Origin of the sequence: Proteus hauseri ATCC 700826 (assembly GCF_001654965.1) — a bacterium.
Lineage (GTDB): Bacteria > Pseudomonadota > Gammaproteobacteria > Enterobacterales > Enterobacteriaceae > Proteus > Proteus hauseri.
Map to the genome: position 1 here is coordinate 74231 of NZ_LXEV01000014.1, position 9771 is coordinate 84001.

Genomic DNA, 9771 nt, shown 5'->3' on the forward strand with positions numbered 1-9771 from the left:
TAATGGCGTCATTCTAGCGACTATAATCAGTATGTTATAAATTTAAGGACAGAGGGCATTCATGACTGTTAGCACGCCGTTATCTCTTTATGAAGCCGCATTAAAACAGGGTGATTACCAACCTGATGAGGTTCAACGACAAACGGTTATCCATCTTCAACAGATATACCATGCATTACTAAAGCCAACTTCGCCAGAAAAAAATACCTTAACTCAGCGTTTATTTGGCCGTTTTCGTAACAAGAAAAAGCAAGTGGTGCCAGAGCGTGGTTTATATATGTGGGGAGGGGTTGGTCGAGGTAAAACATGGCTGATGGATATGTTTTATCATAGTTTGCCAACTGAAAGAAAACTTCGCCTACATTTTCATCGTTTTATGTTGCGGGTTCAAGATGAATTAAAAGTTTTGCAAGGGCAAGAGGATCCCTTAGAAATCATTGCTGATACGTTTAAAGCACAAACAGATGTGCTCTGTTTTGATGAGTTTTTTGTCTCGGATATTACCGATGCAATGATTTTAGGAACATTACTTGAAGCCTTATTTGCACGCGGTATAACGCTGGTGGCAACATCAAATATTCCACCTGATAATCTTTATCGTAATGGGCTACAACGTGCTCGCTTTTTACCTGCAATAGAACAAATTAAAATGCATTGTGATATTTTAAATGTTGATGCAGGTATTGATTATCGCCTGCGCACGCTAACGCAAGCTCATCTTTTTTTATCACCGTTAACAGATAAAAATACTCAAGAAATGGAGAGGATTTTTAATAATCTAGCTAGCCATGACGGTCAATCAGAACAAACATTAACGATTAATCATCGGCCGATGCAAGTTATAAAATCAGCTAATGGTGTACTTGCTGTTAACTTCTCAACGCTGTGTATGGAAGCGCGTAGCCAGCTAGATTATATCGAGCTATCAAAACGCTATCACACTGTTTTAATTTATAAAATGGTAAAGATGGATTCGAGAAATGAAGATGCTGCACGACGTTTTTTAGCTTTAGTTGATGAATTTTACGAGCGTAAAGTGAAGCTTATCATTAATGCGGAAGTGGCGATGGATGATATTTATCAAGGGAGCTTCTTACGCTTTGAATATCAGCGTTGTTTATCTCGCTTACAAGAGATGCAAAGTGAAGCGTATTTAATAGAGCCTCATCTTGCTTAATTCTTGAAGAAAGTCAGCTTTTACTGTGTTAGGATGGCACCCGTTGAGTAGCACAGAGCTATTTCTACGTTAAAGTAAGAATCACTCGGCTACTAGCAAGCGCTTTGGAAAGGGACAATTCTTCTCTTCAGGTGGCATTGATTTTAATAGTTAGATTGGTTAGCCCAGAAAATCAGGTTAAATTGGCTGATAAAGCGAATTTGATAAAAAATAATTCAATTGTTTTCAATTATAACTCGATTTTTTTTTCTGACTTCTCTATAATCTTGCGACCCCACGTTGCAGCAAGTTTTTTATTTCCCAAAAAACTCGCATTTTAGAGTCAGCAGTGCTACTCGAAGGGGTAGGTTTGCTGGACACAAGAGTCGTGTGAACCTCAATAGTATTTGAACCGAGCGTTCACCAACGTGTAACTAAACATTGGGTAATTTTCAATAATGAAAACTTTTACAGCTAAACCAGAAACCGTAAAACGCGACTGGTATGTTGTTGATGCAGACGGCAAAACTTTAGGCCGTTTAGCAACTGAAATCGCTAGCCGCCTGCGCGGTAAGCACAAAGCAGAATACACTCCGCACGTTGATACTGGTGATTACATCATCGTTTTAAACGCTGAAAAAGTAGCGGTAACTGGTCATAAGCGTACTGACAAAGTTTACTACCGTCATACTGGTCACGTAGGTGGTATCAAACAAGCGACTTTCGAAGAGATGATCGCCCGTAGTCCTGAGCGTGTAATCGAAATCGCGGTAAAAGGCATGCTGCCAAAAGGGCCTCTGGGTCGTGCGATGTATCGTAAACTGAAAGTTTACGCAGGATCTGAGCACAACCACGCGGCACAACAACCGCAAGTTCTGGACATTTAATCGGGATATTAGGCAATGGCTGATAATCAATACTACGGCACAGGTCGCCGCAAAAGTTCTTCCGCACGTGTCTTCATTAAGCCAGGTAGCGGTAATATCGTAATCAACAAACGTAGCCTAGAAGTTTACTTCGGCCGCGAAACAGCGCGTATGGTTGTTCGTCAACCGCTGGAATTAGTTGATATGCTGGGCAAATTAGATTTATACATCACTGTTAAAGGTGGTGGTATTTCTGGTCAAGCAGGTGCGATCCGCCACGGTATCACTCGTGCACTGATGGAGTACGATGAGACTCTACGTTCTGATCTGCGTAAAGCTGGTTTCGTTACCCGTGATGCGCGTTCTGTTGAACGTAAGAAAGTGGGTCTGCGTAAAGCACGTCGTCGTCCACAGTTCTCAAAACGTTAATTTGTTATCTTCTAGATATCAATTTGATGTTGAAACCCGTCTTCACAGGCGGGTTTTTTTATTTTCATTATTTTGTTAATTAACTTTGTTAACTGTATGAAAATAAATTAATTGTATGTATTTAGGTGTTAACGTAACCAAATCACATAATAGACAAGCACTAATTAGAACAAAAAATCACTATTTTTAGATTAATATTTTAATTAAAGTTATTTTTTAATATTATTATCTTTGTTTTTTAATAGTATGACATATTCTGTTGAATTATTTGCATGAGTCACCCTAAGTAACATGAAATCTGATAGAATAGCGTACTTTGGCGTCTTTCTTTCTGTGATTTCATAATGCTGCCTAGTGGGTGTTTTTATAATAATGCTCATTAATAATTTGAAAGTAATACCAAAACTATTATAACGACAGTGACGTTATATGGCTGTGTGATTGTTTTGGTATTGCTTGATAATGATATGTGCCGCAAAGACAAGTGAACATTTACCTTTGTAGATAAGATTATCCCTCGATAATTCGTTTATATAGGTAGTCACCCAAAATAGCGAAATAGCTTAGATAATTATTTAAGTTAGCTATTTTGGTATGCTCGTCTTTTAGGAATGGGGGAATGATAGATGCATAAGCGGATTCATTCCTTTAATTGATTAACTTGGAGGTTTTCATGGCTGTCGCTGCCAACAAACGTTCGGTAATGACTTTGTTTTCCGGTCCGACTGATATTTTCAGCCATCAGGTCAGAATTGTCCTAGCGGAGAAAGGTGTCAGTGTTGAAATTGAACAGGTTGAAGCTGGTAATCTTCCACAGGATCTTATCGATCTGAACCCATACCAAAGTGTACCGACTTTGGTTGATCGCGAATTGACCCTGTATGATTCACGTATCATCATGGAATACCTTGATGAACGCTTCCCTCATCCTCCTTTAATGCCTGTTTATCCAGTTGCTCGTGGTAGCAGCCGTTTAATGATGCACCGCATTGAGCAGGATTGGTATTCTCTCATGAACATCATTGAGAAAGGTACAGAGCAACAAGCTAACGCTGCACGTAAACAGTTAGCTGAAGAACTGTTAGCTATTTCTCCAGTGTTTAAAGAATATCCTTACTTTATGAGTGAAGAATTCAGCTTAGTAGATTGCTACCTTGCTCCATTATTATGGCGTTTACCAGTATTAGGTGTAGACCTAAGTGGTGCAGCGGCTAAAGATGTACAAATTTATATGCAACGTGTTTTTGAACGCGACTCTTTCCTTGCGTCATTAACCGAAGCAGAGCGTGAAATGCGCTTACCTTCAAGAGGGTAATTGAGCATGGAGATTATGGATATGTCTCCGCGCCGTCCGCATTTATTGCGTGCGCATTATGAGTGGATCCTAGAAAACGACTTAACCCCACATCTTGTTGTCGATGTGAATATTGTTGGTGTTCAGGTTCCTATGGAATATGCGCACGATGGTCAAATTGTACTGAATATTTCACCTCGAGCTGTGAATAACTTAGAGTTGACACTGCAACAGGTATTATTTAGCGCAAGCTTTGGTGGAATACCTCGTAAAGTACGAGTGCCAATGGTTGCTGTTATGGCCATTTATGCGAGAGAAAACGGTGCGGGAATGATGTTTGAGCCTGAACCGGCATATGAAGATGGCCAACCATCAGCATTTGCTGAAGAAGATCATCAAGATAACTCAGAAGTACCTACTGGTGAAGTATTATCTTTAGTAACAGATAACGCTTCTGACGATACAACAACGCCACCAGATGATGATCCAGAGCCACCTCGTCCAACAGGTCGCCCATCACTGCGAGTCGTTAAATAATTTATTGAACGTATTGTTTATAAATTAGAAAGCCCAGTTTAAAACAACTGGGCTTTTTTATTTTTATTAAGCTATTTATTGTTTCTGGCTATTGAGAGAAACAAAAAACGCCCTATATTTCTATAGCGCGTTTTGTGAAGTATTTAACTGAAATTATTTCAGTAATTCTTCTAAACAACCCGTGTAAAGATTAACCGCGGTCATTAATTGTTTTTCATCAAAGTCAAAACCCGCTTGGTGATGACCCGCAGTTCTATCTGCACCCACAACGAAGTACAGTGATTTGCCACCACAACGTTGTACTCGTTTAGCGAGAACAGTCGCATCTTCACTTCCCCCAAATGGGCGAGTTGCAACAGCGGTGAGCTCAGCGTGTTTGCCGACAACTTTCGTCATCACATCAATCAGTTCTTGGTCATTAGTAAGGTCAACGGCTTCACCCATGATTTCGCTTTCCATTTCTAATTGGAAGCTATGCGCTGCGCCTTCAGCCATACGTACTGCGTTTGCAGCCATAAAGCTGTTGATCTCTTCATTTTCACCACGAACTTCAATTTGCATTTCGGCATTAGCAGGGGTGACGTTACGGCCTTCACCCGCTTTTAATACACCGATGTTAATGCGTGACATTCCTTTACCGTGGCGAGAAATACCTAGCATTTGTGTTGCCGCATGGCAAGCACCCGCTAATGCGTTACGGCCTAACTCAGGCTCAGCACCGGCATGAGATGGCGCACCTTTGAAACGAAAATCATATTTGGTTGTGCAAAGGAAATGCGTTGGATTAATAACGATTTCACCACTGTTAGCGATAAAGCCTAAATGAGCACCTAAAAAGTAGTCAGCATCATCAGCAATACCACTTTCAGCCATTGCTCTTGCGCCACGAACGCCTTCTTCTGCTGGTTGGAATAAGATTTTAACTTTACCAACGACTTTATCTTTATTTTCTACTAACCAGTGTGCAACACCTAAACCGATAGAAATATGGCCATCGTGACCACAAGCATGCATTTCACCAGCGTGACAAGATGCGAAATTTTCTGCATGTGGACGATGTTTATCTTCGGTTGCTTCATTAACACCAACACAGTCAATATCAAAACGTAGTGCAACAGTTGGACCTGCTTTTCCACTGTCAAAAATAGCCACACAACCAGTAAGTTCTTTCATTTCGCTTAGCAGAGCTTCATCAACTTTATGCTCTCTTGCTACAGCTAGGCCTTTTTCGACTACTTGACGGCGACGACCAAAAGCAAACTCTTGATTAATAACATCGGGTCCGACTTTAACTTCTAAACCTAAACTACGTAATTCTTTAACGATTTTTGCTGTAGTTAAAAATTCAGACCAACCAATTTCAGGATATTGATGAAACTCACGACGCCATTTAATTAATTTTTCGAGTGTAATTGCTGACATATTCATTTCTCCACACTTATAACATGAATAACGCAACAGCGATGACGCCGATAATCATACCCGGTGCAGTACGTTTTGCGATTTCCATAGGATTTACATTTGCAAGACCAGCACAAACAATTGCTGCGCCTGCAAGTGGTGACATTGTGCGACCTAATGCGCCAGATAACGCTGCAGCCATACCCATGTCTGGAATTTCATAACCAAACAGTGATGCATGTGGTGTCACGGTTTCGTTGAATGCGAATGCTGCTGCGTCACCAGAACCTGTAATAATACCCATTAAGAATGGCCCTAAAGTACCACCCCAACGTGCGAACTCAGGAGAGTGAGTTAAGAAGCTAATGAATGCGTCGATTAAACCTGATGCTTTCAGACCTGCTGCGAATACTGCTGCTGCGATGATAATACCTAATACATCACCATAAGCATTACCCATACCTTTAAAGAACTCTTTAGTAACTTGAGCAGGGTTAGTTAATGTGATGAACAGCGCATAGATTGAACCAATTAACATTGCTGCTGGTACTGACAGTTTGAAGGTACTGAACGTTTCAAAGAATGGTAAAATGAGCAGAAGTAATGGAATAAAAGGCGCGGTAGCATATAAATAGTTAGGGCGAACCGCTTCTGGTGTTGCTTGAGCTGATGATGCTGAAGCTGCATCTCCAGCAACTGCAACTTTAAACTCTTTTTTCACTAAAGCGACAACGGCCAGTGAAACGGCTGCAATACCACCTGCCATTAAGCTGTATGGACTATGACGAGCAATTAAGTCAACTACTTCCATATTTGCCATATTAGCAACGAAGGCATTATGCGACATACCAGGGCTTAACATTGAGCCGATAGTACCACATAAAACTGCACCACCCGCGATAGCTGGGTGAATACGTGCGGCGATTAATAATGGAATTAATGTCGCACCTACCGCGGCTGCACAACCTGCTGCTGATGGAATTGCAATATTAATGAAATAAGTAACGATAACAGTCGCTGGGATCAAGAAGAAACCAAGACGCGTTAATACTTTTGATAATACATGTACCAGATGCATATCGCATTTGGTGTATTTCATTACATAAGCAAAACCCATACTCGCACAGATTGCTTGAATTAATGATGAAGACACCATGCGCTCACTAAATGCATTAAATGCATCTAATGGGGTTAGGCTCAAAATGCATAGCAATAAGCCCGCGCCAATTAGCACCATTCGGGTTTCATATTTTTTTATTAGCAAATAGACAGTTACGATAATAACGGCTACAGCTATAAGTTGCATCACCATAGTGATCCCCTAGTTAATTATGACAATTTTATGAAAACGAACCTAACATCAATAAATTATATTTTTCTGTAAAGTTATTAGGTGACTCCATTATGAAGTTGGTTGATTGACAATATTTGATTGTTATCAAATTTAATAGCCGAAATAAAATCTATTTTTTTAGACTGTGATGTTATTAACAAATGCTACAAGATATTTATCATTAAAAGATGACAGAAAAGTTAAATAAAAAGAGAAGAAGTAAACAGTACGAAAATAAATTATCCCACGTTAAAAAAATGGGATAATAAATAGAATAAATAGTTAAAAATTTAAGTTAAAAGCAATAATTTTTAACAAGATAAGTAATGTAAGATCCCTTCCGCTGCATCTCTTCCTTCTGCAATAGCCGTTACCACTAAATCAGAGCCTCTAACTATATCGCCACCGGCAAATATTTTTGGATTTGTTGTTTGATTCATTATTTCTTGATTTTCAGAAATAATAATTCTTCCCGATTTACTGTAAGCAATATTATTTTCATCTAACCACGGATAATGTGCGGGCTTAAAACCAAATGCGAGGATAACGGCATCGGCAGATAATATATGCTCACTGCCTTTAATATGTTCCATCGTATTATTATTTTGCGTTTTAATAACCTGAATACCAGAAACATTATTTTTGTTATCAATTTCAATATCAACAGGTTGAAGATTAAATAAAAATTCGCCACCTTCTTCTTTGGCATTTTTCACTTCGCGTTTTGAACCGGGCATATTGGCTTCATCACGACGATAAACGCACGTTACTTTAGTTGCGCCTTGTCGAATTGCTGTACGAACACAATCCATTGCGGTATCACCGCCGCCTAAGATGACGACTTGTTTATTTTTTAGGTCGATATAAGGTGTCTGTGGGTCTTCCTGATACCCCATTAAATAACGCGTATTTCCAATTAAATAGGGGAGTGCACTATAAACGCCAGAAGCATCTTCATGTGCAAAGTTCCCCTTTAGGCTATGGTACGTTCCTATGCCGATAAATACTGCATCATATTGTTCTGTTAGTGATTTAAGGGAGATATCTTTGCCTATTTCAGTATTAAGGCAAAATTCAATGCCCATTTCACTAAAGAGCTCTCTACGTCTTACCATCAGCGATTTTTCGAGTTTAAAAGAGGGAATACCAAAAGTAAGTAAGCCACCGATCTCTGGGTGCTTATCATAAACGACAGGTTTAACACCGTGGCGAATAAGAACGTCAGCACAAGCTAGTCCCGCAGGCCCTGCACCAATAATGGCTACTTTTTTATTGGTCATCGTGACATGAGAAAGGTCAGGGCGCCATCCTTGCGCTAATGCAGTGTCATTAATATAGCGCTCGATATTACCAATAGTCACCGCACCAAATTCATCATTTAGCGTACAAGCACCTTCACAGAGTCTATCTTGGGGACAAACTCGGCCACAAATTTCAGGCAAGCTATTAGTTTGATGAGAAAGCTCAGCGGCTTCTATAATACGACCTTCATTGGCTAATTTTAGCCAATTGGGAATATAGTTATGAACGGGGCACTTCCATTCACAGTAGGGATTGCCACAACTTAAGCAACGGTCTGCCTGAGCTGCTGCTTGCTGCGATGAAAAGGCTTCGTAAATTTCTACAAACTCAATTTTACGCAGTGCTAATGGCTTTTTTGTCGGCTCAATACGATTTAAGTCGATAAACTGATACACATTTTGACTCATATTATTCTCCTATTGTGCCTGAACGCGTAATTCAGTTGATGAGCGACGAGGATGACCCAATAATGCATTTACATCACTAGATTTAGGTTTAATCAATTTAAAGTGTTGTGACCAATATTCCCATTGCGAAAGTAATACTTCACCTTGTTGTGAACCCGTTAATCTAACGTGCTCGGTAATCATGCCCCTTAGGTGTTCTGCGAGAATAGCAAAAGAAGCAACAGAAAGTAGCTCGATAGAAGCCGCATTGATACGTTGCGAGAGCGTTGCCTCTTCATCTAAAATATAAGCGAATCCACCCGTCATGCCTGCGCCAAAGTTGATACCCGTTTTACCTAAAATACAGACAATGCCGCCTGTCATATATTCACAGCCGTTATCACCCACGCCTTCAACAACCGCAATAGCACCAGAATTTCTGACTGCAAAACGCTCACCCGCTAAGCCAGCTGCATAAAGTTTGCCACCTGTTGCGCCGTAAAGACAGGTATTGCCCATAATGGTTGCTTGATGACTTTTAAATGCTGAACCTATTGGTGGTGAAATTACAATACGTCCGCCCGCCATGCCTTTACCAACATAGTCATTAGCATCACCAATCAATGTTAGTTCAACACCTTGCGCATTCCAAACGCCAAAACTTTGTCCTGCGGTACCGGTAAAGTGCAATTTTAATGGTGTTGCTGATAACCCTGTTTCACCATATTTTTTTGCAATCACACCAGATAAAGTTGCACCCACAGAGCGATCTGTATTACGAATATCAAAATAGAATGTCTGACTTTTCCGTTGCTCTACCGCTTGATTAGTTTGAGAAATAATTCGCTGATTTAATTCGCCTTTATCGTAAGTTTCATTTTTTTCTTGGCAAAAAAGTGCGGTGCCAGTAGAGGGTGTTACCGTTTCTAATAAAGGCTCAAGGAACAATTTTTGTTGTTTACTGCTATAGCCTTCTAAGCATGAAAGTAAATCCGTTCGGCCAATTAAATCTGTGATTTTTCTTACACCTAGCAATGCCATTAATTCACGTGTTTCTTGCGCAATAA

At 40.1% G+C, this 9771-nt stretch carries 9 protein-coding genes; 5 read left to right on the top strand and 4 right to left on the bottom strand.

Annotated features, from left to right (window positions below; translation table 11 throughout):
* Positions 1-61 precede the first annotated feature (61 nt).
* The 5 genes from zapE (at position 62) to sspB (ending at position 4282) form a co-directional block, all read left to right on the top strand.
* Positions 62-1177 carry a cell division protein ZapE gene (gene zapE / locus M997_RS04370; protein ID WP_064718889.1) on the top strand — a complete coding sequence of 372 codons (1116 nt, stop codon included), beginning with the start codon at positions 62-64 and terminating at the stop codon, positions 1175-1177.
* Positions 1178-1614: 437 nt separating this feature from the next.
* Positions 1615-2043: a 50S ribosomal protein L13 gene (rplM, locus tag M997_RS04375; protein WP_006535327.1), complete on the top strand. Its 429-nt coding sequence runs from the start codon at positions 1615-1617 to the stop codon at positions 2041-2043.
* 15 nt (positions 2044-2058) lie between these two features.
* Positions 2059-2451, top strand: a complete 393-nt coding sequence (rpsI, locus tag M997_RS04380) for a 30S ribosomal protein S9 (RefSeq protein WP_004245284.1) — start codon at positions 2059-2061, stop codon at positions 2449-2451.
* A 673-nt stretch (positions 2452-3124) separates the two neighbouring features.
* Entirely contained in the window at positions 3125-3766 is a 642-nt protein-coding gene (gene sspA / locus M997_RS04385) for a stringent starvation protein SspA (RefSeq protein WP_064718890.1), read from the top strand.
* A 6-nt stretch (positions 3767-3772) separates the two neighbouring features.
* Positions 3773-4282 carry a ClpXP protease specificity-enhancing factor gene (gene sspB, locus M997_RS04390; protein WP_064718891.1) on the top strand — a complete coding sequence of 170 codons (510 nt, stop codon included), beginning with the start codon at positions 3773-3775 and terminating at the stop codon, positions 4280-4282.
* Positions 4283-4435: 153 nt separating this feature from the next.
* Here sspB and M997_RS04395 read toward each other — a convergent pair whose 3' ends face one another.
* The 4 genes from M997_RS04395 to M997_RS04410 form a co-directional block, all read right to left on the bottom strand.
* A complete protein-coding gene (locus M997_RS04395; protein WP_064718892.1) occupies positions 4436-5704 on the bottom strand; it encodes an amidohydrolase in 1269 nt (422 codons plus the stop codon).
* A 16-nt stretch (positions 5705-5720) separates the two neighbouring features.
* Complete coding sequence (dcuC, locus tag M997_RS04400; protein ID WP_064718893.1) at positions 5721-6995, bottom strand: C4-dicarboxylate transporter DcuC; 1275 nt, start codon at positions 6993-6995, stop codon at positions 5721-5723.
* A gap of 332 nt (positions 6996-7327) precedes the next feature.
* On the bottom strand, positions 7328-8725 hold the full coding sequence (locus M997_RS04405; RefSeq protein WP_064718894.1) for an FAD-dependent oxidoreductase: 1398 nt from the start codon (positions 8723-8725) through the stop codon (positions 7328-7330).
* Positions 8726-8734: 9 nt separating this feature from the next.
* Positions 8735-9771 (bottom strand): GltB/FmdC/FwdC-like GXGXG domain-containing protein (locus M997_RS04410; protein WP_487246379.1); only part of this gene is annotated, 1037 nt, incomplete at its 5' end.